This is a genomic window from Citrobacter sp. CF971 (genome assembly GCF_006385635.1).
GTDB classification, from domain to species: domain Bacteria; phylum Pseudomonadota; class Gammaproteobacteria; order Enterobacterales; family Enterobacteriaceae; genus Citrobacter; species Citrobacter freundii.
The window spans coordinates 1,986,102-2,010,708 of sequence record NZ_CP041051.1 but is presented as its reverse complement, the minus strand read 5'-3'; the positions used below and the strand labels follow the sequence as shown (position 1 = coordinate 2,010,708).

The window sequence follows — 24,607 nt, the reverse complement described above, 5'->3', positions numbered from 1 at the left end:
CATAATTACCTCCGATGTATACACTGTTTTTTTATACAGCACTCCTGTAAACAGAAATGATCAACGATTTAAGAGCGCAAATTATTAATTTTTTTACGTAATGTATTTACACATCAGATATTCCGTTTTTCGGGTCCTACACATTTTTGTCGCGACATTGGATTTAAATTACCTGGCTCATGCTCAACTTAATGTTGACATAATGTTGACTCGCCATACTGGTAAGACGCTAAAAGAGGTCTTCCTATGCGAATCTTATCTCCTTATACGTTGCGCTGGCTTCCAGGTGAACGTGAGCAAAATGATATTTCAGAGTTTATTCGTGAAAGTTATTCTCAGTTTTATCATGCTTCTCTTCCTCGCTGCATGCCATGGTTACTTGGAATGTTCGATGCCAACGGAGAATTAAAAGCAGCCTGTGGCGTCCAACCGGCCTCAATGGGCAAGATATACCTCGAACACTATCTTGATGTCCCGGTTGAAGTCGTGCTGTCTGCACGATTGTCACATCCCGTTTCACGCGACTCGATTGTTGAAATTGGTAATTTTGCCGCGAGCGATGGGGCAAGCGCCCGAATAATGTATGCGGCTCTATGCCTGCTTCTCAATCAATACTGCTATTCGTGGATTGTCTTTACCGGAACTAAAAAAATACGCAATACCTTTTTCCGCCTGAATCTGCAACCAGTCACATTGATGCCTGCTGACTCGACAAGGCTTGGCGAAGCTGCGCGTGAATGGGGGAGCTATTACGAACATGACCCGCAAATTATGGCGGGGGAGTTACATGGTGGGCAAACCACACTGAGTCAGACCAGCCTGTTGCTGGGAATGTTTGCTGATCCGCCTTCTGCTCCCTGGATAACCCCTTCCGGAGGATCTTATGCTTCTGAACACGCTTGAGAAACAGGCTGCGCTTCAGCCAAATGCCATCGCCCTGCAGGGCGATTCTCGCTCGTGGAGCTGGCAGCAATACCATGATGCCGTTAAAGCAGTGGCCGAACAATTATCTGCCCTCAAGGTAAAACGGCTGGCACTTGAAATGGATAACAGCCCTGAATGGGCCATCATCGATCTCGCATGCCTGATAAGTGGAGTGGTGATCATCCCTGTCCCCTCCTTTTTCAGCGGGCAACAGAAAGCCTGGGTACGATCATCAGCCTCTGTGGATGCACAAATCGGTGGAGAAATCCTGGCGGATTGGCAGGAACACGATTTTGTACTGGGGAGACTGCAAATCCGTGCAGTAGAGGACCCCGTGACTCTGCCGGCAGGAACGGCAAAGATAACGTATACCTCCGGTACAACCGGAGAGCCAAAAGGCGTCTGTCTGAGTCTGGATGGTATGGAATGGATGGCTCAAACGTTAGCGGCCGCATTGCACCCCCTGAAACTGGAAAAACACCTGGTGACACTGCCCCTCAGTATTCTGCTAGAAAATCTGTGCGGCGTTTACATCCCTCTGCTACTTGGCGCTGAGACGGTGATTCTCCCACCCTCCCGGATTGGGTTTGAAGGTTCCAGCCGCTTTAATCCAGCCCAGTTTCTTCAGGCGCTGAACACCTGGTGCCCACAAAGTCTGGTGCTGGTACCAGAGTTGCTACGTGTGTTACTGCATCTACACAAGCAGGTACCAGGCAGTACGCAATCTTTACGGTTTGTCGCCGCAGGCGGTGGCAAGGTTCCGGCTTCATTGCTGACAATGGCGATAAAGAGTGGCTTACCTGTATATGAAGGATACGGTCTCTCAGAATGTGGCTCTGTCGTTGCCCTCAATCTGCCCGACGCTATAAAAGAGAACAGCGTCGGTCGGCCATTGCCAGGTATCCAGATCAATGTTGATGACCGGCAACAATTGTGTGTCACCAGCCCGGCTAACGCTTTGGGATATCTGGGATCCGCACCAGCCTCCCCAACAGTTGCCACCGGCGATCTTGGCAGTGTTGATGAACACGGGTTTGTTCGTATTCAGGGGCGCCTGAAGAATGTCCAGATAAACGCTTTTGGTCGTAATTTTTCACCTGAATGGCCTGAGGCAGAGGCCATGACCTGTCCAGCTGTACGCCGGATAGTGATTTTTGGAGAAGGCTTAAGGCATAACGTTGCACTCGTCGATGTCTTCGACGGGCAACAGATGCAGGCCCGCGAGCAGCTGCTGGCCCTTTCAGCTCGCCTGCCTGATTATGCGCAGTTCCATCGCCTGTTATTCACTTCAGCTATATCAGAGCCTGGCATGCTCACTGCAAATGGCCGCCCACGCCGGGAACTCATCCGGCAATCCCTCTGGCAACACATTCTCACCTGTAGTGAAGAGGAGTCATCATGAGCTTTTATAACAAATTACAACAACAGACTGAGGCCGAACGCCGGAGTTTACTCTCCTCGCCTGTCATCGCGCGCTGCCAGACTGGTGACATCTCGCGCGACCTGTATATCGCTTTTCTGACACAGGCTTACTATCACGTCAGCCATACCGTCCCCCTGTTGATGAGTGCTGGCAGCCGTTTGCCAGCCTCACATGAAGCCATTCGGGGCGCAATTGCTGAATATATTGACGAAGAGTACGGGCATCAGGAATGGATCCTGAACGATATTCAGGCTTGCGGCGGTGATGCGGAAAGCGTTCGCAATGGCACCCCAGGGATACCGATAGAAATGATGGTGGCCTGGCTCTACTACCGCATTGAACGGGTCAACCCTATGAGTATTTTTGGCATGGTACAGGTTCTGGAGGGAACCAGCGTATCTATTGCTACCGCGATTGCAGCCCAGGTGGAACGGACACTGGGGTTGCCAGAACAGGCGACAACCTACCTGCGTTCACACGGTGAACTTGATCAAGGACATCTTAAATTTTTCGCCTCACTTATGGATACCGTGACTGACGAGGCCGATCAGGCAGCCATTATCTATGCCGCTCGTCGCGTCTATCACCTGTACACAGAGATGCTTAACCAACTGGGGCAGACCACGTATGAACCTGCATGATAAAACCGTTCTGCTGACTGGCGCCAGCGGTGGTATCGGACAAGAGCTGGCGCAAAGGCTGGCGCACAAAGGAGCCAGACTCTGCCTGGTTGGACGAAATGCACAGGCGATGACGCTTCTGAAAGAGATGCTTCCCTATCCGGAACGGCATCATATTGTGCTAATGAGCAGTTATACCGATGACGAAATCGTCGCGCTGGCCAGCAGATTCAAAGATGAGAACAAACTGGATATCCTGATCAACAATGCCGGAACCAGCCGTTTTGCACTGTTTGAACAACAGTCTTTTGACGATATTCGGGAACAGATTAGAACCAATATCGAAATCCCCACTCTGTTGACCCGCGCCATGCTGGATAAGTTTAATCCACAGGGCATCATCCTAAACATTGGTTCGATATTTGGTGAGATTGGCCACCCTGCCTGGAGCGTGTATAGCGCCACCAAAGCGGCCACGCACCGTTTGTCGGAAGCGCTGGGGCGCGAATTAAAGGGGAATGGTATCAGCGTACTGTATGCCGCGCCGCGTGCTACCGAAACGGCGCTCAACAGTGACGAGGTTTACGCGCTTAACCGCAAACTGGGCAACAGCAGTGACTCCCCACAATTTGTCGCCGTACGTCTGGTACATCTCCTTGAGACAGAGCAGAAACGCTACCGCTTCGGCGCGATGGAACGTCTGTTCGTTAAAATCAATGCCTGGTTTCCCGGTATGGTAGACAAAGCGCTGGGTAAAAAAATAGCGGTGATCCAGTCCTATACCCAGGGCACATTCAAAGGTGAAGACAAATGAAAATTATGAAAACGTTGCTCCTGACAGCAGCTTTTCCCGCCTCTGCCATGGCGACTACCACGCTGGAAAACCTCCAGCACGACTGGTCCGTTTGTCAGTATCAGACCCTTGAAGCAAAAAAAGAGAGCTGCTTTACCACACTGAGTCAACGGGCCCATAGTGCGAGTCAGGCGAAAAATAATGCTGACGCAGCATTGCTTATTTGGTCGGCGATTATCGACAGTAGCTGGGCGGGGGCTAAAGGAGGGCTGGGTGCATTGAGTCTGGTCAAACAGGCCCGTAGCGATCTGGAAAAAGCGATCAGCATCGACCCCAATGCTTTACAAGGTTCAGCCTGGACCAGCCTTGGGGCGCTATATTATCAGGTTCCCGGCTGGCCGATTGGGTTTGGTGATAAAAACAAAGCCGAAGAAATGCTGAAAAAAGCACTGGCGATCAATCCTGATGGCATCGATCCAAACTATTTTTATGGTGACTTTTTGCTGAAAGAGAAAAAGACTGGCGAAGGGAAACGCTATCTGGAAAAGGCTCTTAAAGCGCCGGCTCGCCAGGGGCGTGAGATTGCCGACCAGGGACGCCATCGCGATATAGCAAAAGACCTGGAAAGTATTCAGTAAAATATTCAACCCCTGCGTTGTTATAACGCCAGGGGTTGTTGATCTTTAAATCCGTGTCACCTTTCCTCAATTGGCGAACTCTCCGTGATGATCATAAGGGCATTCCAGTCCCCCCATACCCATCCCATATGGTTTTAGGGTGTATTCAGGCAATCTTCGCGCGCTCATCACAAGCGAAATACAGCTCGGTAAGTTCGACTATGCGGAACGTTTCCCGGAATCCAAAGCGCTTAAGAAGTTCATCACAACCAAAAAAATCACCACGTTTAAAGAACTGAGTGATTTTTTACAGACACCAAAGCCTTAGAGGTATCTGGTGCAACACTGCTATCGCTTACTTCGGTCGTAAATACGTTACTGCGTGTAATCGGAGAAAATACCCGTCTGGTAGATATTGAGCATGCCGACATTTTGCATTACCGAAAGGAGTTATTAACCGGGACAATCATTAACCCGGCAATGCCGAATCTGGCCAGGCAGGGCCGCGCGCCCTCAACAGTCAATAAACAGATGGCAGTTTTATCAGAAATGCTTAAGCTCGCAAACCGAAGCCAGTTTATATTGCATGCTCCTTATGAAGGAGTGTCGCGACTCAAGTTATCTAAAAATGATCCCGACCCACTTTTACTTCATGAGTACCAGGCACTGATAGCCGCCCTTCCCCGTAGCCAGGCATTAATCATCATTGTTGCCGTTCATACGGGGATGAGGCCGGGCGAGATATGCGCCCTGGCATGGGAAGACATTGATTTGGTAAAAGGTGAAATCCACGTATCCAGAAGTTTGACGAATAAGCGAGTATTTGTACCCCCTAAGACAGATGCCGGAATAAGGACGATAACGTTGCTTAAACCTGCTCTGGATGCACTGAAGGAACAATACGAAGTCACCGGCGCTAATCCGAAGCAAGAAATTCGATTTCACCATCGGGAGATCGGAAAAACTGAGCAGCAATCTCTTCGCTTCGTTTTTTCACCGACAGCATATTCGTCCAGTAAAGGCAGTTACTTCTCCAAGAACTCGATTGCCTATGGCTGGAAGCGAGGCACTAAGCTTGCCAATATCCGCGAAAGGAACCCTTATCAGTCACGGCATACCTACGCATGCTGGACGTTGATGGCCGGAGCGAACCCGTCATTCATAGCGAGTCAGATGGGACATGAAGATGCGCGCATGGTGTACGAGGTTTACTCCAAGTGGATTGGCGACATGAACCAGGATCAGGTCAACATGCTGAACAATCAGATGCCAACAGCACTGCCCCCAGGACGCCCCCACGGGCAGGGGAGCATGAGAAAAGTTATTTAATTTCATAGCGCTGCTTTCAATCCACATAATCAGCGTTAAACTATTCATACCATTATTTTAGGGAGAAACGATGATGCGCGTACTGGTTGTCGAGGATAATGCTTTATTACGCCACCACCTCAAGGTTCAGTTACAGGATTTAGGGCATCAGGTGGATGATGCAGAAGATGCGAAGGAAGCGGACTATTATCTGAATGAGCATCTGCCGGATATCGCGATCGTTGATTTAGGACTCCCCGATGAAGATGGTTTGTCGCTAATCCGCCGCTGGCGCAGTAATGAGGTTTCGCTGCCAATTCTGGTATTAACCGCGCGCGAAGGCTGGCAGGACAAAGTGGAAGTTCTCAGTGCAGGCGCTGACGATTATGTCACCAAACCGTTTCACATCGAAGAAGTGGCTGCACGCATGCAGGCACTGATGCGTCGAAACAGCGGTCTGGCATCGCAAATTATCTCCCTTCCGCCTTTTCAGGTGGACCTCTCCCGACGCGAGTTATCCGTCAATGATGAGGTTATCAAGCTCACGGCGTTTGAATATACCATTATGGAAACTCTCATCCGTAATAATGGCAAAGTGGTCAGTAAAGATTCGCTCATGTTGCAGCTTTATCCGGATGCCGAGCTGCGCGAAAGTCACACTATTGATGTCCTGATGGGGCGTCTACGTAAAAAAATTCAGGCGCAATATCCGCATGAGGTGATCACTACCGTACGTGGACAAGGCTATCTTTTCGAACTGCGCTAATGAATAAACTATTGCGTCATTTTTTCCCGTTATCGCTGCGGCTGCGCTTTTTACTGGCCACCGCGGGCGTGGTATTGGTGCTTTCACTGGCCTACGGCATGGTTGCCCTGGTAGGCTATAGCGTCAGCTTTGATAAGACAACGTTCCGCCTGCTGCGGGGCGAAAGTAATCTGTTTTATACCCTGGCGAAATGGGAAAACGGCAAGATTAACATCGAGCTGCCCGAGAACCTCGACATGCAAAGCCCAACAATGTCTCTGATTTACAATGAAGCGGGTGAACTTCTGTGGGCGCAGCGCAATGTTCCCTGGCTGACGAAAAGTATCCAACCGGACTGGCTAAAAACCAACGGATTTCATGAGATTGAAGCCAACGTAGACGCTACCAGCACCCTACTGGGCGAAGATCACTCCGCGCAGCAGCAGTTAAAAGAAGTCAGAGAAGATGACGACGACGCCGAAATGACCCACTCCGTGGCGGTAAACGTCTATCCTGTTACTGCCAGAATGCCGCAACTGACCATTGTGGTTGTCGATACCATTCCGATAGAGCTAAAGCGCTCGTATATGGTCTGGAGCTGGTTTATTTATGTGCTGGTCGCCAATCTGTTGCTGGTCATTCCGCTGTTATGGGTGGCCGCGTGGTGGAGCCTGCGGCCGATTGAATCGCTGGCGCGTGAAGTCCGTGAGCTTGAGGAACATCATCGTGAGATGCTAAACCCCGCCACCACACGCGAATTGACCAGCCTGGTTCGTAATCTCAATCGGCTGTTAAAAAGCGAACGTGAGCGTTATGACAAATACCGCACCACGTTAACAGACCTCACCCATAGCCTGAAAACACCACTGGCGGTATTGCAGAGTACTCTGCGCTCAATGCGTAATGAAAAGATGAGCGTCAGCGACGCAGAGCCTATCATGCTGGAACAAATCAGCCGTATTTCCCAACAGATAGGCTATTACCTGCATCGCGCGAGCATGCGTGGCAGCAGTGCCCTACTCAGCCGCGAACTGCACCCGATCGCGCCGTTGCTGGATAAACTAACCTCGGCACTGAATAAGGTGTATCAGCGTAAAGGCGTCAACATTAATCTCGATATCTCACCTGAAATCAGCTTTGTGGGCGAACAGAATGATTTTGTCGAGGTGTTGGGCAACGTACTGGATAACGCCTGTAAATATTGTCTGGAGTTTGTCGAGATTTCAGCGCAACTGTCTGAGGATCAGCTGCATATTCTGGTTGAAGATGATGGTCCTGGTATTCCGCAAAGCAAACGGGAAGTGGTGTTTGACCGCGGACAGCGCGTAGATACGCTACGTCCAGGACAAGGCGTCGGTCTGGCGGTGGCGCGAGAAATCACCGAACAGTATGACGGGCAGATTATTGCCGGTGATAGCCTGCTGGGTGGTGCGCGCATGGAGGTTATTTTTGGTCGCCAGCAGCCGGGTCAGAAAGACGAGTAATCGTCGCATGTAATAAATATGTACTGACTTCACGCTTGAGGTTAAGTATCCGTTATAATCGGTTGCAGATACCAGCCTGCGGGATGCTCATTATGGAATACCAACTCACACTTAACTGGCCCGATTTTCTTGAACGCCACTGGCAGAAACGCCCGGTGGTCTTAAAACGCGGGTTTAACAATTTTATTGACCCTCTCTCTCCTGACGAACTGGCTGGACTGGCAATGGAAAGCGAAGTCGACAGCCGACTCGTCAGCCACCAGGACGGAAAATGGCAGGTTAGCCACGGTCCCTTCGAAAGCTACGACCATCTTGGCGAGAATAACTGGTCTTTGCTGGTGCAGGCGGTCAACCACTGGCACGAGCCAACTGCCGCGCTGATGCGCCCGTTCCGTGAATTACCGGACTGGCGCATCGACGACCTGATGATTTCTTTCTCTGTCCCCGGCGGCGGCGTTGGCCCGCACCTGGATCAGTACGATGTATTTATCATTCAGGGAACAGGTCGTCGTCGCTGGCGCGTAGGTGAAAAACTGCAGTTGAAACAACACTGCCCTCACCCGGATCTCCTTCAGGTCGACCCGTTCGAAGCTATTATCGATGAAGAGCTGGAACCCGGCGATATCCTGTACATTCCACCGGGATTCCCGCACGAAGGTTATGCGCTGGAAAACGCGATGAACTATTCGGTCGGTTTCCGTGCGCCAAACACTCGCGAGCTGATCAGCGGGTTCGCCGATTACGTTTTACAACGTGAACTGGGTAGTACCTATTACAGCGATCCTGACCTGCCGCCACGCGATCATCCGGCCGACGTTCTGCCGCAGGAGATGGATAAGCTGCGCGAAATGATGCTCGGGCTGATTAATCAACCAGAACATTTCCAGCAGTGGTTTGGCGAGTTTATTTCTCAGTCTCGTCATGAACTGGATATTGCCCCGCCGGAGCCACCATATCAGCCAGACGAAATTTACGATGCCCTGAAGCAAGGTGATGTGTTAGTGCGTCTGGGCGGATTGCGTGTATTGCGTATTGGCGACGACGTCTACGCTAACGGTGAGAAAATTGATTCACCGCATCGTCCTGCCCTGGAAGCGCTGGCCAGTCATATTGTGTTGACGGCTGAGAACTTTGAGGATGCGCTGGAAGATCCTTCTTTCCTTGCCATGCTTGCCGCGCTGGTCAACAGCGGGTACTGGTTCTTCGAAGGGTAATGCGAAGTGTGCCTGATGCGACACTACGCGTCTTATCAGGCCTACTGGAGTGTAATAATGTAGGCCGGATAAGCGAAGCGCCATCCGGCAACTACACATACTTTATTTTTGTTGCGCGGCCAGTTCAGCAATACGCACAATCACTTGTACCGCTTTTTCCATTCCTTCCAGGGTTACAAACTCATGTTTACCATGATAGTTATAGCCGCCGGTGAACAGATTCGGACACGGTAATCCCATAAACGACAGCTGCGCGCCGTCAGTGCCGCCACGGATCGGTTTTAGCACCGGCTCAATATCGCAATCGCGCATCGCCTGCTGGGCGATATCCAGTACGTGCGGATGCTCAATCACTTTTTCGCGCATATTGTAGTAACTGTCTTCAATCACCAGTTCGATATAGCAGTCGGGGTGTAACCCTTTACCGACCTTCTTGGCGATATCCATGATCTTGCGTTTACGCGCTTCAAACTGCTTACGGTCAAAATCACGAATAATGTAGTGCATATCCGCCCGATCGACCGTCCCTTTCATGCTCGCCAGATGATAAAAGCCTTCGTAGCCTTCCGTCTTTTCCGGGCTTTCATCTGCCGGAACCTCTGCATGAATACGCGCCGCCAACGACAGCGCATTTACCATCACACCTTTTGCGGTGCCGGGATGCACATTGTTGCCAACAATTTTAATATTAACCGACGCGGCGTTGAAGTTTTCAAACTCCAACTCACCTACGCCACCACCGTCAACGGTATAGGCCCACTGCGCATCGAATGTCGCAACGTCAAAATGCTTCGCCCCTTTACCCACCTCTTCGTCCGGTGTAAAGGCCACGCGGATATCACCGTGCGGAATATCTTTTTGGATAAGCACAGCCAGTGCGGTCATGATTTCCGCCACGCCTGCTTTATCATCCGCGCCCAGCAACGTTTTACCATCTGTAGTGATCAGCGTCTGACCCAGAAGTTGATGCAGCACCGGGAACATCACTGGCGATAAAACTTCATCACCAATGCCTAACGCAATATCGCCACCGCGATAGTTTTCAACAATTTGCGGATTGACATTTTTACCACTGAAATCCGGTGAGGTATCCACATGGGAAATAAAGCCGATCGCAGGAATATTGCCAGCAACGTTAGCGGGTAACGTTGCCATCAGCGTGCCTTTTTCGCTCAGTGAAATATTAACCAGCCCCATCTCTTCGAGCTGTTGTTTGAGCAGTTGTAATAATTTCCACTGTCCTTCGGTGCTGGGTACCTGCCGCACGCCCGATTTTGATTGGGTGTCCAGCGACACGTAGTGTAAAAAACGCTCAAGTAGTTTATCCATGCAGTCACCCTCACTTTTTGTGACAACATTATCAATAAGCAACAAAAGACAAATATTGCGTCAGGTCACTTTTATCCCCGCAAGTGAGAATATTTCGCCCTGACATCCCCTCTGACTATAGGGCTAAGCCAGTAATTCGCAACAAGGATTGGCGATTACAATGGTTTGCCGTAGAATAACGGCCCTCATTAAGAGTCATCAAGGTGGTTAACCACAAACCCCGCATCGGTCAGCCATCCGTTGCGTTTACATGGGACAGAGTAAAAAATTGAATAAACAACCGCGTTCGCTTTCTCCACTGGTGCAATTAGCGGGAATTCGCAAAAGTTTCGATGGCAAAGAGGTGATTTCCAGCCTGGATTTGACCATCAATAATGGCGAGTTTCTTACGCTGCTTGGCCCCTCTGGCTGCGGTAAAACAACCGTTCTTCGCCTGATTGCCGGTCTGGAAACGGTTGATTCCGGTCATATTATGTTGGACAACGAGGACATTACTCACGTTCCAGCGGAAAACCGCTACGTGAATACCGTCTTCCAAAGCTATGCGTTATTCCCCCACATGACCGTATTTGAGAATGTGGCCTTTGGTTTACGCATGCAAAAAACGCCCGCAGCCGACATTTCTCCCCGCGTTACCGAAGCCCTGCGCATGGTACAACTGGAAGAGTTCGCCCAGCGAAAACCGCATCAACTTTCCGGCGGCCAGCAGCAGCGCGTAGCGATTGCCCGAGCTGTGGTCAACAAACCCCGCTTACTCTTGTTAGATGAATCCCTCTCTGCGCTGGACTACAAACTGCGTAAGCAGATGCAGAATGAACTGAAAGCGCTGCAGCGTAAGCTTGGTATCACTTTTGTCTTTGTCACACACGATCAGGAAGAAGCGCTGACTATGTCCGACCGCATCGTGGTGATGCGCGATGGTAAGATTGAGCAGGACGGTACGCCGCGCGAAATCTACGAAGAGCCCAAGAATCTGTTCGTCGCCGGGTTTATCGGCGAGATCAATATGTTTAACGCCACGGTGATTGAACGTCTGGATGAACAGCGTGTTCGTGCTAACGTTGAAGGTCGCGAGTGCAATATTTATGTCAACTTCGCGGTGGTTCCCGGACAAAAGCTGCACGTCCTGTTACGTCCTGAAGATTTGCGCGTAGATGAAATCAACGATGATAATCATATTGAAGGCCTGATCGGCTACGTGCGCGAACGCAACTACAAAGGCATGACGCTGGAGTCGGTTGTGGAACTGGAAAATGGCAAGATGGTGATGGTCAGCGAATTCTTCAATGAAGACGATCCTGACTTTGACCACTCTCTCGACCAGAAAATGGCGATTAACTGGGTAGAAAGCTGGGAGGTAGTACTGGCTGATGAAGAACACAAGTAAATTCCAGAGTGTGGTGATCGTCACCATTGTCGGTTGGCTTGTGTTATTTGTCTTTCTGCCCAACCTGATGATCATCGGTACCAGCTTTTTGACCCGCGACGACGCCAATTTCGTCAAAATGGTCTTTACGCTGGAGAACTATACGCGCCTGCTCGATCCGCTCTATTTTGAGGTGCTGGTTCACTCCCTCAATATGGCGCTGATTGCCACGCTCGCCTGTCTGGTACTCGGCTACCCGTTTGCCTGGTTTTTGGTGAAACTGCCGGAAAAAGTGCGCCCGCTGCTGCTGTTCCTGCTGATTGTTCCGTTCTGGACCAATTCACTTATTCGTATCTACGGACTCAAAATTTTCCTCAGTACCAAAGGCTATCTCAACGAGTTTCTGTTATGGCTCGGGGTTATCGATACACCCATTCGCATCATGTTTACCCCCAGCGCGGTGATTATCGGGCTGGTATACATCCTGCTACCGTTTATGGTGATGCCGCTCTATTCCAGCATTGAAAAACTCGATAAACCGCTGCTGGAAGCCGCACGTGATTTAGGTGCCAGTAAACTTCAGACCTTCACCCGCATCATTATTCCGTTGACGATGCCGGGGATTATCGCCGGATGCCTGCTGGTCATGCTGCCCGCAATGGGGCTGTTTTACGTTTCCGACTTAATGGGCGGCGCGAAAAACCTGCTGATTGGCAACGTGATTAAAGTTCAGTTCCTGAACATCCGTGACTGGCCGTTTGGTGCAGCCACCAGCATTACGCTGACCATCGTGATGGGTCTGATGCTGCTGATCTACTGGCGTGCCTCGCGCTTGCTGAACAAGAAGGTGGAACTCGAATGATCGGTCGACTGCTCCGCGGCGGTTTTATGACCGCTATCTACGCGTATCTGTATATTCCAATCATCATTCTGATTGTGAACTCCTTTAACAGCTCGCGCTTCGGCATCAACTGGCAGGGTTTTACTACCAAATGGTACGGCCTGCTGATGAATAACGACAGCCTGTTGCAGGCGGCGCAGCACTCGCTGACGATGGCTGTGCTATCCGCCACGTTTGCCACCTTGATCGGCTCACTCACTGCGGTTGCGCTGTACCGCTACCGTTTTCGCGGTAAACCGTTCGTCAGTGGTATGCTGTTCGTGGTGATGATGTCGCCAGATATTGTGATGGCAATATCTCTGCTGGTGCTGTTTATGCTGATCGGCATTCAACTGGGTTTCTGGTCGCTGTTGTTCTCACATATCACTTTTTGTCTGCCTTTTGTGGTGGTGACAGTTTACTCACGCCTGAAAGGTTTTGATGTACGCATGCTTGAGGCTGCTAAAGATTTGGGTGCCAGCGAAGTAACTATTCTGCGCAAGATTATACTGCCACTGGCTATGCCTGCGGTGGCTGCGGGTTGGTTGCTGAGCTTTACGCTGTCGATGGATGATGTCGTCGTTTCGTCCTTCGTTACCGGACCGGGTTATGAAATTCTGCCATTAAAAATCTACTCAATGGTCAAAGTCGGCGTATCACCAGAGGTGAACGCGCTGGCGACCATTTTGTTGGTTCTGTCGCTGGTTATGGTGATCGCCAGCCAGCTTATTGCACGTGATAAAACCAAGGGCCGCTGAGGCCCTTAATTCAGGGGACGTTAAATGATGAAAAAATGGTCACGCCACCTGCTCGCGGCGGGTGCTCTGGCACTGGGCATGAGCGCCGCTCACGCGAATGACAACAACACGCTCTATTTCTATAACTGGACCGAGTATGTCCCGCCAGGGTTGCTGGAACAGTTCACCAAAGAGACCGGCATTAAGGTTATCTATTCGACCTACGAGTCGAACGAAACCATGTACGCCAAGCTCAAAACCTATAAAGACGGCGCATACGATCTGGTGGTTCCGTCCACCTATTACGTCGATAAAATGCGTAAAGAAGGCATGATCCAGAAGATCGACAAGTCGACGTTGACCAACTTCCACAACCTCGATCCGGAAATGCTCAACAAGCCGTTTGACCCGAACAATGACTACTCCATCCCGTATATCTGGGGTGCGACGGCCATTGGCGTAAACAGCGATGCTATCGATCCGAAAACCGTCACCAGTTGGGCCGATCTATGGAAACCGGAGTACAAAGGCAGTCTGCTGTTAACGGATGATGCGCGTGAAGTGTTCCAGATGGCGCTGCGCAAGCTGGGATACTCCGGCAATACCACCGACCCGAAAGAGATTGAAGCCGCCTATAACGAACTGAAGAAGCTGATGCCTAACGTCGCGGCGTTTAACTCTGACAACCCGGCCAACCCGTATATGGAAGGTGAAGTCAATCTGGGGATGGTATGGAATGGCTCCGCGTATGTTGCGCGTCAGGCAGGTACACCGCTGGAAGTGGTATGGCCTAAAGAAGGTGGCATTTTCTGGATGGATAGCCTGTCTATTCCGGCTAACGCGAAAAACAAAGAAGGTGCGCTGAAGCTGATTAACTTCCTGCTGCGCCCGGACGTGGCGAAAGAAGTTGCGGAAACTATTGGTTATCCGACGCCAAACCTGGCAGCACGTAAGCTGTTAAGCCCTGAAGTCGCAAATGATAAAACCCTGTACCCTGACGCAGAAACCATCAACAAAGGGGAATGGCAGAACGACGTCGGTTCCGCCAGCGCTATCTATGAAGAGTATTATCAGAAGCTGAAAGCAGGACGCTAATTGCCCTCCTCTTAGGCCGGATAAGACGCGCCAGCGTCGCATCCGGCGCATCATCACTGCCCGATGGCGCTGCGCTTATCGGGCCTACGCCATCCGTGTTCACAGACCTTTCAATAACTTCTCAACAAACTCTGGCACCACCTGGCTTGCCGGACCGTAATACTTCTCTTCAAACTCGCTGCCAACCTGGCTCGGTTCGAGATTTAGTTCTACCGTATGTGCCCCATGCAGTCGCGCCTCATGCACAAAACCCGCAGCCGGATAAACATGTCCCGATGTGCCAATCGCAATGAATACATCCGCCATTGCCAGCGCCATGTAAATTTCATCCATGCCCAGCGGCATTTCACCAAACCACACCACGTGTGGTCGCAGCGGTGCCGGAAATTGACAGCAGTGACATTTATCTTCCGGGGTCACATCGTCCTTCCATTCCAGAATCTGCCCGCTTTGCGAGCAGCGAACCTTGAGCAGTTCGCCGTGCATATGGATAACGTTCTGGCTGCCCGCACGCTCATGCAGGTTATCAATGTTCTGCGTCACCAGTAAAAAACGGTCGCCCAGTTCGGCTTCGAGTTTTGCCAGTGCGATATGCGCCGCGTTGGGCTGGATTTCTGGCTGTTGCAATTGATGGCGACGGGCGTTATAAAACGACTGAACCAGTTCCGGGTTTCGACTAAATCCTTCCGGAGTCGCAACGTCCTCAACCCGATGTTCTTCCCAGAGACCATCCGCCGCGCGGAAGGTTCGAATTCCTGACTCAGCGGAGATTCCCGCTCCCGTCAGTACCAGCACTCTTGGTTTTTCCATCAATTCAGGCACCACTCTGTCTCTGAAAAAGATTCGTTGACGCAGGCGATCGCGCAAATGGCGTTTATTTTTACGAAAGCGGCTTAACCGATGACCCCGACGCGACAGCATAACAACCTCTTTGTATTAATCGGTAAGATGTAGGAAAGCAGCCCCGCGCATCCCGCCGGCATCACCGTGCCGTGCCTGCTCAATACGCGGTACCCGGGCAACCGGCAACAGATGACGTGGCAGTCGGTCCGTCAGTTGCGTCGTAATAGCGGTAAAATTCGATAAGCCTCCGCCAATCACCACCAAATCAGGATCGACGATAGTCAGGATATTCCCAAGACACACCGCCAGCAAATCCAGATAGCGTTCTACGTGTGCACGCGCATGTTCATCGCCCTGCTCCCACAACGCGATAATTTCACGGGCATCCAGCGGTTGATGGTAGTAATGCTGATACAACCACGCAAATCCACCGCCGGAAAGATAGCTTTCGATGCATCCCAGTTGGCCGCATCCGCAGCGGCGCAGCGGGAAATCAAAGCCCATCAGCGTCAGCGCATCGACCGGCAAACGAATATGACCAAACTCGCCGGTGATATAGCTGCGTCCGGTGATGGATTTCCCGTTAAGCACCAGGCCGCCGCCAACGCCCGTACCGAGGATCAACCCCATCACCAGCGGATATTGGGTAAACTCGTCATCCCAGGCTTCGGAGAGAGCAAAACAGTTCGCATCGTTATCCAGACGCACATCGCGGTCAAGGCGAGCGCTAAGATCGGCGCGGAGCGGTTTGCCACTGGCGGCAGGAACGTTGGCCGCGTACAACGTGCCGTCTTCCGTTTCCGGCATGCCAGGAATCCCGATACCGACCGAACCTTTGATACCAAAACGCTGGTCAGCTTCCGTCACCAGATTGCAGACCGCATCAAGGAAAGCGTCGTAGCTGTCGCGAGGTGTAGGGACGCGAGTTTCCCATTGCAGACGACGTTGCTTATCAAACACGCCCAGCGCAATTTTGGTCCCGCCGATGTCAAATCCGTAATACATCACCGCTCCTTGATACACGTCATCCTTCAAGATGCCTCTGCGTTGGCTACGCCTTGATGCAGCATGAATGCTGTCGTGTATTATTGTTGTTATTGGCCGCTAAGTACTCTCGCAGGATCAATATTGCTGGCGCGACGCGCCGGATACCAACTTGCCAAAAGACTCAGCACGAGTGCTGTCACCAGCACGTAAATCACATCCAGCCAGTGTAATTCCGACGGCAGGAAGTCAATGAAATAGATATCGCCGGACAGGAACTGATGACCGATAAGCGCCTCGATTCCGTTGATGATCGGCGTCAGTTGCAACGAGACAACCACCCCGATAACGACGCCTATCAGGCTACCAAACAGACCCGCCAGCAGGCCGTACCAGACAAAAATGGCACGGATCAACCCATCTTTCGCCCCGAGGGTTCTTAATACCGCAATATCGCCGCTTTTGTCTTTTACCGCCATCACTAACGTGGAAACGATATTAAAGCAGGCCACACCAATCACCAGCACCATCGCCAGATACATAATGGCGCGAATCATCTGGATATCGCGATACATATAGCCGTAAGTACCGATCCAGCTCTTAATATAAACATAGTTATTGGTGACTTCACCCGCGTCCCGCACCAGCTTATTGGCGTTAAACACGTCGTTAACCTTCAGCGCAATCCCGGAAACGCTGGTTCCCATATCCAGATATTGCTGCGCATCTTCCATTGGGATCATGGCAAAGCTGTGATCGAGCTGACCGCTCAGCTGCAGAATTCCCGTTACGTGCAAACGCACGCGTTTAGGCTGCTGTAATTTATGATCCGCGCTGGCGTTAGGGATCATAATCGACACCCAGTCGCCCTGCTTCACCTTCAGCGCATCGGCAATACCCTTACCAATGATGATTTGTTGTTCACCGGCTTTAAAATTATCCCAGGCATGGTTTTGCACGAAGGATGGCAGTGCGCTTAAACGCTGTTCCTGTTTCGGGTCAACGCCCTTCACCTGCACCGCGCGTAAGTTCGCCCCGCTCTCTACCAGTCCGGTAAAGTTGATATAAGGCGCCGCGGCGACAATACCCGGCACTTTTTGTACTTTGTCGAGCGCTTCCTGCCAGTTATTCCACGGCTGATTTACGGCTTCAATCTCTCCGTGTGGGACTACGGCCAGAATACGGTTGTTCAGCTCACGCTCAAATCCGTTCATGGCACTTAAACCAACGATCAACACCGCCACACCCAACGCGATGCCAACAGTGGAAATCACAGATATCAGCGAAACCATACCGCCGCGCCGCCGACCACGGCTAAAGCGCAGACCAATCAATAACGATAAAGGCGAAGCCATTACTCAGCTCCCATCAGGCTCAGTTCTGCCGTCAGGCGACCATCGCGCATTTCAAGCTGGCGGCTCATCCGCTTCGCCAGTTGCAGATCGTGCGTCACCACCAGAAATGCCGTGCCCTGAGAGCGGTTCAGCTCGCCCAGAAGCTCAAAAATGCTATCCGCGTTACGCGCATCCAGGTTACCCGTTGGCTCATCCGCCAGGACCAGACGCGGGTTATTCACCAGCGCACGAGCGATGGCCACACGCTGGCGTTCGCCGCCAGACAGTTCAGACGGGCGATGACTGGCACGATGATCCAGTCCTACGGCTTTCAGCATATCCCGTGCGCGCTCGGTTATTTCAGCCGGTTTTTTCTTGCCTATCAGCAGCGGCATCGCTACGTTTTCCAGCGCGGTAAAGTCCGGTAGTAAATGGTGGAACTGGTAAATAAAGCCCAGCTTCTGATTGCGCAGTTCCGCTTTCGCCGCCGACGAGAGCTTGCTCATCGGCTGACCGCTAAAAATGACGTCACCGGAAGTCGGGGTATCCAGCCCGCCTAACAGATGCAGCAGCGTACTCTTGCCGGAGCCAGAGCTGCCGACAATCGCCATCATCTCACCTTCGCCGACGCTAAAACTGACATCGTGCAGGACATCGGTCTGCACAGTGCCTTCCTGATAGCGTTTGCACAGGTTGTCGCATTGCAACAGGATCTTATTCATAACGTAAAGCCTCAGCGGGTTGAGTGGCGGCAGCGCGCCAGGAAGGATAAAGCGTAGACAGCAGCGCGATGGCCATCGCCACCAGCGCAATGACGATAACCTGCAGCGGCTCGATAGCGACCGGCAGCGCCGCGCCATCCAGCAGCACACCAATAATTGGCATTAAATTGTTCAGTTGACTGGCGAGCAATGCGCCCAGCACCGCGCCAAGCAGCGCGCCGATAATCCCGGCACTGGCCCCCTGAACCATAAACACCATCATTATCTGACGCGGCGTTAGCCCCTGCGTTTGTAGAATCGCCACTTCCCCCTGCTTCTCCATTACCATCAGACCCAGCGAGGTAATAATATTAAAAGCCGCCACAGCCACGATCAGGCTAAGCAGTAGCTCCATCATGTTCTTCTCCATGCGCACGGCCTGGAACAGTTCCCCTTTGCGCTCGCGCCAGTCCTGCCATTTGGTGCCCTGCGGCAGCGTTTGCTGGCTCAGCGTATCAACTTTTAACGGTTCGTTCAGCCACAGACGCCAGCCGGTAATATTGCCCACCGGATAGCGCATCAGGCGGGAAGCATCCTGAATGTTGGTTAGCATCTGGTAGCCGTCTACTTCGCTGTTGGCGGCGAAGGTGCCAATCACCGTAAACAGACGCTGGCTCGGCAAACGCCCCATTGGCGTAAACTGGCTGGCCGAAGGCACCATCACGCGAATTTGATCGCCACGGTTCACGCCCAACTGCCCGGCAAGCTGCTCGCCGAGGATGACATTATACTTACCCGGTTGCAGATCTGTTTGCTTCACATTGACCAGATACGGCGTTAACGGATCTTTTTGCGCCGGATCGATACCGAGCATCACGCCGACCGCCACGCTACGCGCGCTTTGCAGCACCACATCTCCCGTAGTTATGGGTGCAACTCGGTTGACGCCGTTCAACACCACCGCTTTTTCCGGCAGTTGTTGCGGGTTGAGGGAACCCTGTTCAGACGAGAGAACGGCCTGAGGCATCAGGCCAAGAATATTGTTTTGCAGCTCGCGCTCAAAACCGTTCATCACCGACAACACCGTGACCAGCGCCATCACCCCGAGGGTAATGCCAATGGTGGAGAGCCAGGAAACGAAGCGACCGAAGCGATCTGCTGCACGCCCACGCATATAACGCAGGCCGATGAATAGAGCGACAGGTTGGTACATGAAATCCGTCTGGTTGCTGTTAGCAAAGTCACGAGTATATAAGCGAAAGCGGAATGGGTAAATGACTGAACCGTAAGTGTTCGTCAGCACTATTCCTAAAAGTATAAATAAATCAATTCGCTAAAGTTGTCCGTCTTCCCTTCCATCCCGGTCCCTGATCTTTATCTTAAAAAATCAAAATGCAGACAGTTACGCATTACAGCGCACAGCGGGTTGCGCAGGATGGCAGGCTATAACCAACAATATGGATACGCCGTCTCGATGAATAAAAAAGAACTATGGATTAATCAAATCAAAGGGTTATGTATTTGTCTGGTGGTGATTTACCACTCGGTAATCACATTTTACCCGCACCTCACTACTTTTCAGCATCCGCTTTCAGAGCTGCTGAGCAAATGCTGGATTTACCTCAATTTGTACCTGGCGCCGTTTCGCATGCCGGTCTTTTTCTTTATTTCGGGATATCTGATCCGTCGCTACATTGATAGCGTCCCGTGGACCACCTGCGTGGATAAACGGATCTGGAGTATTGCCTGGGTGCTGATTCTCTGGGGTGTGGTGCAATGGCTGGCGTTAGTGGCGCTCAATAACTGGCTGGCCCCACAGCGCGATCTGAGCCATGCTGCCAACGCCGCTTATGCTGGTTCGATCGCAGGTTTTACCCACGGGATGCTGACCGCCAGTACCAGCTTGTGGTATCTGTACGCACTGATTGTCTATTTTGTTCTGTGTAAAATTTTCAGCCGCTGGGCGGTGCCGCTGTTGGCGTTATTTGTGGCGCTGAGCGTGACGATCAACTTTGTCCCGACGCCGTGGTGGGGAATGAACAGCGTGATTCGCAATCTGCCCTGGTACAGCCTCGGTGCATGGTTTGGCGCAACGCTGATGGTATGGATTAAGGAGGTGCCCCTGCGCCGCCATGCGCTCATTGTTCTGGTTAGCGCAATCGCCGCCATCGTCGCGTGGCTGGCAAATGTCTCACTATTACTTTCTCTTCTTTCCATTGTGCTGATCATGAAGCTGTTTTATCAATTTGAGCTGCGCTTTGGTATGCGTGAGTCCGGCCCGTTAAGCGTGATTGGTGCCAATACCATCGCCATCTACACCACCCACCGAATTCTGGTTGAGCTATTCAGCTTAACGCTAATCCCCAACATTAATCATGCCGCCTGGCCTGCATATGCAGAGCTGGCCCTGCTGCTGGTGTATCCATTCGCCTGCCTGCTGCTGTGCACCTTGTTTGGCCTGTTGGTGCGTAAAATTTCACAAAAAACAGTGGCCGACCTGCTCTTTTCCCCGCCTTCTTTATCGGTCGTTTCGCGCTAACCCCAACGCGCTTTTTGCCCCCATCAGGGGGCGAATCAATTTGCTTATGAGAAACGATCACGGATAATAAAGAACATTGCTTATCAGATGTATATCTAAACGAGAACCTGACAACCGAATGCCTGAACAACATCGTTACACGCTCCCAGCGAAAGCTGGCGATCAGCGCCAGTTGGGTGAGCTTACCGGTGCCGCCTGCGCAACGCTGGTCGCCGAAATCGCCGAACATCACGCCGGTCCAGTGGTGCTGATCGCGCCGGACATGCAAAATGCTTTGCGCCTGCATGATGAAATTCGTCAGTTCACCGACCAGATGGTGATGAACCTGGCCGACTGGGAAACGCTGCCCTATGACAGTTTTTCTCCCCATCAGGAGATCATCTCTTCGCGTCTCTCTACGCTGTATCAACTGCCTGCCATGCAGCGAGGCGTGCTGATCGTTCCGGTAAATACTCTGATGCAGCGTGTCTGTCCGCACAGCTATCTGCACGGGCATGCGCTGGTCATGAAAAAAGGTCAGCGGCTTTCGCGCGACGCCCTGCGCGAACAGCTGGATAGCGCTGGCTATCGCCATGTTGATCAGGTCATGGAACACGGCGAATACGCCACGCGCGGCGCGTTGTTGGATCTGTTCCCGATGGGCAGCGAGTTGCCTTATCGTCTGGATTTCTTTGATGACGAAATCGACAGCCTGCGTCTGTTTGATACCGACACCCAGCGCACGCTGGAAGAAGTCGATGCCATTAATTTGCTTCCCGCGCACGAATTCCCGACTGACAAAACGGCCATCGAGCTATTCCGTAGTCAGTGGCGCGATACCTTTGAGGTTAAACGCGACGCCGAACATATTTATCAGCAGGTCAGCAAAGGCACGTTACCTGCGGGTATTGAATACTGGCAACCGCTGTTTTTCAGCGAGCCGCTGCCGCCGCTGTTCAGCTACTTCCCCGGCACTACGTTATTGGTCAATACCGGTGATATCGAGACCAGCGCAGAACGCTTCCAGGCCGATACCCTGTCACGCTTTGAAAATCGCGGTGTTGATCCGATGCGCCCGCTCCTGCCGCCGGAATCGCTGTGGCTGCGGGTTGATGAGCTGTTTTCTGAACTTAAACGCTGGCCGCGCGTTCAACTGAAAACCGAGAGTCTGGCGAACAAAGCTGCGAATACCAACCTCGGGTTCCAGAAGCTACCGAACATCGCCGTGCAGGCACAGCAAAAATCACCGTTAGATGCGTTACGTAAATTCCTTGAGGGCTTTACCGGCTCGGTGATTTTCTCGGTCGAAAGTGAAGGCCGACGTGAAGCGCTTGGCGAGTTGCTCGCTCGTATCAAAGTGGCACCGAAGCGGATATTGCGACTCGATGAAGCCGTAGATAACGGTCGTTATCTGATGATTGGCGCAGCTGAGCACGGCTTCATCGATAGCAAACGTAATCTGGCACTGATTTGTGAAAGCGATTTGCTTGGGGAACGCGTGGCGCGTCGCCGCCAGGATTCGCGTCGCACCATCAACCCGGACACCTTAATTCGTAACCTTGCAGAGCTGCATCCCGGTCAGCCGGTAGTGCATCTGGAACACGGCGTGGGTCGCTATGCCGGGATGACCACGCTGGAAGCGGGCGGTATCACCGGTGAATATCTGATGCTCACCTATGCCAACGACGCCAAACTGTACGTGCCGGTGTCGTCACTGCATCTGATCAGTCGCTATGCGGGCGGTGCAGAAGAGAATGCGCCACTGCATAAACTGGGCGGCGATGCCTGGTCACGCGCCCGACAGAAAGCCGCTGAGAAGGTGCGCGATGTCGCGGCAGAGCTGCTGGATATTTATGCCCAGCGCGCGGCGAAAGAAGGCTTTGCCTTTAAGCATGACCGTGAACAGTATCAGTTGTTTTGCGACAGCTTCCCGTTTGAAACCACGCCTGACCAGGCGCAGGCGATCAACGCTGTACTCAGCGATATGTGTCAACCGCTGGCCATGGACCGCCTGGTGTGCGGCGACGTCGGTTTTGGTAAAACCGAAGTCGCGATGCGCGCCGCTTTCCTTGCCGTAGAGAACCACAAACAGGTTGCCGTGCTGGTTCCGACTACCCTGCTCGCACAACAGCACTTCGACAACTTCCGCGATCGTTTTGCCAACTGGCCAGTACGCATTGAGATGTTGTCCCGTTTCCGTAGCGCCAAAGAGCAAGCGCAGATTCTGGAACAGGTTGCCGAGGGGAAAATTGATATTCTCATCGGCACGCACAAGCTGCTGCAAGCGGATGTGAAGTTAAAAGATCTGGGTCTGCTGATTGTCGATGAAGAGCACCGTTTCGGCGTTCGCCACAAAGAACGCATCAAGGCGATGCGCGCGGATGTCGATATTCTGACCCTGACGGCAACGCCTATTCCGCGTACGCTCAATATGGCGATGAGCGGCATGCGCGATCTGTCGATCATCGCCACGCCGCCCGCTCGTCGTCTGGCGGTCAAAACCTTCGTGCGCGAATACGACAGCCTGGTGGTACGCGAGGCGATCCTGCGTGAAGTTCTGCGCGGGGGACAAGTTTATTATCTGTTTAACGACGTCGAAAATATCCAGAAAACCGCTGACAGATTAGCAGAACTGGTGCCGGAAGCGCGTATTGGTATCGGCCACGGGCAAATGCGCGAGCGCGAGCTGGAACGCGTGATGAACGATTTCCACCATCAGCGTTTTAACGTGCTGGTGTGTACCACCATTATCGAAACCGGGATCGACATTCCGACCGCCAACACCATTATCATCGAACGCGCCGATCACTTTGGTTTAGCGCAATTGCACCAGCTACGCGGTCGTGTGGGACGCTCACACCATCAGGCGTACGCCTGGCTGCTGACGCCGCATCCAAAAGCAATGACCACCGACGCGCAAAAGCGTCTGGAAGCCATCGCTTCGCTGGAAGATTTGGGTGCAGGATTTGCGCTGGCGACCCACGACCTTGAAATTCGCGGCGCCGGGGAACTGTTGGGTGAAGATCAAAGTGGTTCCATGGAAAGCATCGGCTTCTCGCTGTATATGGAGCTGCTGGAAAACGCGGTCGATGCGCTCAAAGAAGGGCGTGAGCCGTCACTGGAAGATCTCACCAGCCAGCAAACCGAAGTTGAATTGCGTATGCCGTCTCTGCTGCCGGATGACTATATACCGGATGTTAACACCCGACTATCGTTCTACAAGCGCATTGCCAGCGCGAAAGGCGAAAACGAACTGGAAGAGATTAAGGTCGAGCTGATAGATCGTTTTGGCCTGCTGCCCGACCCGGCTCGTACGTTGCTGGATATCGCTCGTTTACGCCAGCAGGCGCAGAAACTGGGGATCAGAAAGCTCGAAGGTCATGACAAAGGCGGTACCATTGAATTTGCCGAGAAAAACCACGTCAACCCGGTCTGGCTGATTGGTTTACTGCAAAAACAACCGCAACACTTCCGTCTGGACGGCCCAACCCGACTGAAATTTATGCAGGATCTGGGCGAGCGTAAAACGCGGATCGACTGGGTCCGCCAGTTTATGCGTCAGCTTGAAGAAAACGCCGTAGCATAGTGAACAGGCCGGGTGAGCACACCACTCACCCGGCCTGATGAATTTACAAACTCTTTGCACTTCCCTGCACTTCCAGACACAGCAAACCGCCATAATTCTCGTTTAC

The 24,607-nt window shown here is 52.2% G+C and carries 22 protein-coding genes; 16 read left to right on the top strand and 6 right to left on the bottom strand.

Annotated elements, in window-relative coordinates:
- The first annotated feature begins 246 nt into the window (after nucleotides 1–246).
- From E6P06_RS13075 to roxA, 10 genes are all read left to right on the top strand, one after another.
- Nucleotides 247–903 (top strand): thermostable hemolysin, encoded by a 657-nt coding sequence (locus E6P06_RS13075; protein WP_003841881.1) that lies wholly within the window; start codon nucleotides 247–249, stop codon nucleotides 901–903.
- On the top strand, nucleotides 884–2,326 hold the full coding sequence (locus tag E6P06_RS13070) for an AMP-dependent synthetase/ligase (protein ID WP_139935304.1): 1,443 nt from the start codon (nucleotides 884–886) through the stop codon (nucleotides 2,324–2,326). The genes E6P06_RS13075 and E6P06_RS13070 overlap by 20 nt, the downstream gene beginning before the upstream one ends.
- Entirely contained in the window at nucleotides 2,323–2,988 is a 666-nt protein-coding gene (locus E6P06_RS13065) for a TenA family transcriptional regulator (RefSeq protein ID WP_003841877.1), read from the top strand. The genes E6P06_RS13070 and E6P06_RS13065 overlap by 4 nt, the downstream gene beginning before the upstream one ends.
- Nucleotides 2,975–3,781, top strand: coding sequence for an SDR family oxidoreductase (locus tag E6P06_RS13060; RefSeq protein ID WP_106902457.1), 807 nt, complete (start codon nucleotides 2,975–2,977; stop codon nucleotides 3,779–3,781). The genes E6P06_RS13065 and E6P06_RS13060 overlap by 14 nt, the downstream gene beginning before the upstream one ends.
- Nucleotides 3,778–4,398, top strand: coding sequence for a hypothetical protein (locus E6P06_RS13055; protein ID WP_103856767.1), 621 nt, complete (start codon nucleotides 3,778–3,780; stop codon nucleotides 4,396–4,398). Before E6P06_RS13060 ends, E6P06_RS13055 begins: the two co-directional genes overlap by 4 nt.
- A 139-nt stretch (nucleotides 4,399–4,537) precedes the next feature.
- Nucleotides 4,538–4,705, top strand: a complete 168-nt coding sequence (locus tag E6P06_RS27970) for an Arm DNA-binding domain-containing protein (RefSeq protein WP_229235678.1) — start codon at nucleotides 4,538–4,540, stop codon at nucleotides 4,703–4,705.
- Nucleotides 4,706–4,857: 152 nt separating this feature from the next.
- The gene (locus E6P06_RS13050) at nucleotides 4,858–5,706 is read left to right on the top strand and encodes a site-specific integrase (RefSeq protein ID WP_233622591.1); all 849 of its coding nucleotides are present in this window, start codon (nucleotides 4,858–4,860) and stop codon (nucleotides 5,704–5,706) included.
- 73 nt (nucleotides 5,707–5,779) lie between these two features.
- A complete protein-coding gene (gene phoP / locus E6P06_RS13045) occupies nucleotides 5,780–6,451 on the top strand; it encodes a two-component system response regulator PhoP (RefSeq protein WP_003030783.1) in 672 nt (223 codons plus the stop codon).
- Nucleotides 6,451–7,914, top strand: coding sequence for a two-component system sensor histidine kinase PhoQ (phoQ, locus tag E6P06_RS13040; RefSeq protein ID WP_139935303.1), 1,464 nt, complete (start codon nucleotides 6,451–6,453; stop codon nucleotides 7,912–7,914). Before phoP ends, phoQ begins: the two co-directional genes overlap by 1 nt.
- Before the next feature lie 92 nt (nucleotides 7,915–8,006).
- Complete coding sequence (gene roxA / locus E6P06_RS13035; RefSeq protein WP_003030786.1) at nucleotides 8,007–9,128, top strand: [50S ribosomal protein L16]-arginine 3-hydroxylase; 1,122 nt, start codon at nucleotides 8,007–8,009, stop codon at nucleotides 9,126–9,128.
- A 102-nt stretch (nucleotides 9,129–9,230) separates the two neighbouring features.
- Here roxA and pepT read toward each other — a convergent pair whose 3' ends face one another.
- On the bottom strand, nucleotides 9,231–10,457 hold the full coding sequence (gene pepT, locus E6P06_RS13030) for a peptidase T (RefSeq protein WP_032936142.1): 1,227 nt from the start codon (nucleotides 10,455–10,457) through the stop codon (nucleotides 9,231–9,233).
- A 250-nt stretch (nucleotides 10,458–10,707) separates the two neighbouring features.
- On the opposite strand from pepT, the gene potA reads away from it, so the two are divergent.
- From potA to potD, 4 genes are read left to right on the top strand one after another with little or no spacing between them, the layout of a single operon-like run.
- On the top strand, nucleotides 10,708–11,844 hold the full coding sequence (potA, locus tag E6P06_RS13025; protein ID WP_003030791.1) for a spermidine/putrescine ABC transporter ATP-binding protein PotA: 1,137 nt from the start codon (nucleotides 10,708–10,710) through the stop codon (nucleotides 11,842–11,844).
- Nucleotides 11,828–12,685 (top strand): spermidine/putrescine ABC transporter permease PotB, encoded by an 858-nt coding sequence (gene potB, locus E6P06_RS13020; protein WP_003030793.1) that lies wholly within the window; start codon nucleotides 11,828–11,830, stop codon nucleotides 12,683–12,685. The genes potA and potB overlap by 17 nt, the downstream gene beginning before the upstream one ends.
- Complete coding sequence (gene potC, locus E6P06_RS13015; protein WP_003030794.1) at nucleotides 12,682–13,461, top strand: spermidine/putrescine ABC transporter permease PotC; 780 nt, start codon at nucleotides 12,682–12,684, stop codon at nucleotides 13,459–13,461. Before potB ends, potC begins: the two co-directional genes overlap by 4 nt.
- Nucleotides 13,462–13,488: 27 nt before the next feature.
- Nucleotides 13,489–14,535 carry a spermidine/putrescine ABC transporter substrate-binding protein PotD gene (potD, locus tag E6P06_RS13010; protein WP_003030797.1) on the top strand — a complete coding sequence of 349 codons (1,047 nt, stop codon included), beginning with the start codon at nucleotides 13,489–13,491 and terminating at the stop codon, nucleotides 14,533–14,535.
- Between the two features lie 99 nt (nucleotides 14,536–14,634).
- On the opposite strand, the gene cobB is transcribed toward potD, so the two are convergent.
- From cobB to lolC, 5 genes are all read right to left on the bottom strand, one after another.
- The gene (cobB, locus tag E6P06_RS13005) at nucleotides 14,635–15,456 is read right to left on the bottom strand and encodes a Sir2 family NAD+-dependent deacetylase (RefSeq protein WP_003030799.1); all 822 of its coding nucleotides are present in this window, start codon (nucleotides 15,454–15,456) and stop codon (nucleotides 14,635–14,637) included.
- A gap of 15 nt (nucleotides 15,457–15,471) precedes the next feature.
- Complete coding sequence (nagK, locus tag E6P06_RS13000; RefSeq protein WP_003030802.1) at nucleotides 15,472–16,383, bottom strand: N-acetylglucosamine kinase; 912 nt, start codon at nucleotides 16,381–16,383, stop codon at nucleotides 15,472–15,474.
- 89 nt (nucleotides 16,384–16,472) lie between these two features.
- Entirely contained in the window at nucleotides 16,473–17,717 is a 1,245-nt protein-coding gene (gene lolE, locus E6P06_RS12995; protein WP_003030804.1) for a lipoprotein-releasing ABC transporter permease subunit LolE, read from the bottom strand.
- Nucleotides 17,717–18,418 carry a lipoprotein-releasing ABC transporter ATP-binding protein LolD gene (lolD, locus tag E6P06_RS12990; RefSeq protein ID WP_003030805.1) on the bottom strand — a complete coding sequence of 234 codons (702 nt, stop codon included), beginning with the start codon at nucleotides 18,416–18,418 and terminating at the stop codon, nucleotides 17,717–17,719. The genes lolE and lolD overlap by 1 nt, the downstream gene beginning before the upstream one ends.
- On the bottom strand, nucleotides 18,411–19,610 hold the full coding sequence (lolC, locus tag E6P06_RS12985) for a lipoprotein-releasing ABC transporter permease subunit LolC (protein WP_139935901.1): 1,200 nt from the start codon (nucleotides 19,608–19,610) through the stop codon (nucleotides 18,411–18,413). The genes lolD and lolC overlap by 8 nt, the downstream gene beginning before the upstream one ends.
- Before the next feature lie 261 nt (nucleotides 19,611–19,871).
- On the opposite strand from lolC, the gene E6P06_RS12980 reads away from it, so the two are divergent.
- Together E6P06_RS12980 and mfd are read left to right on the top strand one after the other, a co-directional pair.
- Nucleotides 19,872–20,936: an acyltransferase family protein gene (locus E6P06_RS12980; protein ID WP_016149996.1), complete on the top strand. Its 1,065-nt coding sequence runs from the start codon at nucleotides 19,872–19,874 to the stop codon at nucleotides 20,934–20,936.
- Nucleotides 20,937–21,054: 118 nt separating this feature from the next.
- Nucleotides 21,055–24,501, top strand: coding sequence for a transcription-repair coupling factor (gene mfd / locus E6P06_RS12975; protein WP_139935302.1), 3,447 nt, complete (start codon nucleotides 21,055–21,057; stop codon nucleotides 24,499–24,501).
- Nucleotides 24,502–24,607 lie beyond the last annotated feature (106 nt).

Excerpts from the sequence above, each read along its gene's own strand:
- E6P06_RS12980 (WP_016149996.1), top strand. The coding sequence starts at position 19,872 with ATGAATAAAAAAGAACTATGGATTAATCAAATCAAAGGGTTATGTATT.
- mfd (WP_139935302.1), top strand. The coding sequence starts at position 21,055 with ATGCCTGAACAACATCGTTACACGCTCCCAGCGAAAGCTGGCGATCAG.
- roxA (WP_003030786.1), top strand. The coding sequence starts at position 8,007 with ATGGAATACCAACTCACACTTAACTGGCCCGATTTTCTTGAACGCCAC.
- potA (WP_003030791.1), top strand. The coding sequence starts at position 10,708 with ATGGGACAGAGTAAAAAATTGAATAAACAACCGCGTTCGCTTTCTCCA.
- potB (WP_003030793.1), top strand. The coding sequence starts at position 11,828 with ATGAAGAACACAAGTAAATTCCAGAGTGTGGTGATCGTCACCATTGTC.
- nagK (WP_003030802.1), bottom strand. The coding sequence starts at position 16,383 with ATGTATTACGGATTTGACATCGGCGGGACCAAAATTGCGCTGGGCGTG.
- E6P06_RS13050 (WP_233622591.1), top strand. The coding sequence starts at position 4,858 with ATGCCGAATCTGGCCAGGCAGGGCCGCGCGCCCTCAACAGTCAATAAA.
- E6P06_RS13060 (WP_106902457.1), top strand. The coding sequence starts at position 2,975 with ATGAACCTGCATGATAAAACCGTTCTGCTGACTGGCGCCAGCGGTGGT.
- phoQ (WP_139935303.1), top strand. The coding sequence starts at position 6,451 with ATGAATAAACTATTGCGTCATTTTTTCCCGTTATCGCTGCGGCTGCGC.
- E6P06_RS13075 (WP_003841881.1), top strand. The coding sequence starts at position 247 with ATGCGAATCTTATCTCCTTATACGTTGCGCTGGCTTCCAGGTGAACGT.
- E6P06_RS13055 (WP_103856767.1), top strand. The coding sequence starts at position 3,778 with ATGAAAATTATGAAAACGTTGCTCCTGACAGCAGCTTTTCCCGCCTCT.
- phoP (WP_003030783.1), top strand. The coding sequence starts at position 5,780 with ATGCGCGTACTGGTTGTCGAGGATAATGCTTTATTACGCCACCACCTC.
- lolC (WP_139935901.1), bottom strand. The coding sequence starts at position 19,610 with ATGTACCAACCTGTCGCTCTATTCATCGGCCTGCGTTATATGCGTGGG.
- lolD (WP_003030805.1), bottom strand. The coding sequence starts at position 18,418 with ATGAATAAGATCCTGTTGCAATGCGACAACCTGTGCAAACGCTATCAG.
- E6P06_RS13065 (WP_003841877.1), top strand. The coding sequence starts at position 2,323 with ATGAGCTTTTATAACAAATTACAACAACAGACTGAGGCCGAACGCCGG.
- potC (WP_003030794.1), top strand. The coding sequence starts at position 12,682 with ATGATCGGTCGACTGCTCCGCGGCGGTTTTATGACCGCTATCTACGCG.
- lolE (WP_003030804.1), bottom strand. The coding sequence starts at position 17,717 with ATGGCTTCGCCTTTATCGTTATTGATTGGTCTGCGCTTTAGCCGTGGT.
- pepT (WP_032936142.1), bottom strand. The coding sequence starts at position 10,457 with ATGGATAAACTACTTGAGCGTTTTTTACACTACGTGTCGCTGGACACC.
- cobB (WP_003030799.1), bottom strand. The coding sequence starts at position 15,456 with ATGCTGTCGCGTCGGGGTCATCGGTTAAGCCGCTTTCGTAAAAATAAA.
- potD (WP_003030797.1), top strand. The coding sequence starts at position 13,489 with ATGAAAAAATGGTCACGCCACCTGCTCGCGGCGGGTGCTCTGGCACTG.
- E6P06_RS13070 (WP_139935304.1), top strand. The coding sequence starts at position 884 with ATGCTTCTGAACACGCTTGAGAAACAGGCTGCGCTTCAGCCAAATGCC.